This window comes from Streptomyces pseudogriseolus (assembly GCA_002154585.1).
Classification (GTDB): Bacteria; Actinomycetota; Actinomycetes; order Streptomycetales; family Streptomycetaceae; genus Streptomyces; species Streptomyces pseudogriseolus.
In genome coordinates, this window is record MUNG01000651.1 from 934 (window position 1) to 1,333 (window position 400).

Here is a 400-nt window from a genome sequence, read left to right on the forward strand (position 1 = left end):
TTCCGCGCCTGGCTCGCCGACCCGGCCCGCCCCAAGGTGTTCCACAACGCCAAGCGCGCGATGCGCGTCTTCCCCGAGCACGGCTGGACCGTCGAGGGCGTCACCATGGACACGGCGCTCGCCGCGTACCTGGTCAAGCCCGGCCGCCGCTCCTTCGACCTGGACGCGCTGTCCCTGGAGTACCTGCACCGGGAGCTGGCGCCCGCCGCCGCGCCCGACGGGCAGCTCGCCTTCGGCGCGGACGACGGCGCCCAGGCGCACGCGCTGATGGTGCAGGCGCGCGCCGTGCTGGACCTGGGAGAGGCCTTCGAGGGCCGCCTCGCGGACGTCGGCGCCTCCGACCTGCTGCGCGACATGGAGCTGCCCACCTCCGCCCTGCTCGCCCGCATGGAGCGGCACG

1 pseudogene is annotated in these 400 nt (G+C 75.5%); it reads left to right on the plus strand.

Features of this window, described 5'->3' with window-relative positions:
- Window positions 1-400 (plus strand): annotated as a pseudogene (locus CCN29_RS36660) (DNA polymerase I); the annotation flags it as partial.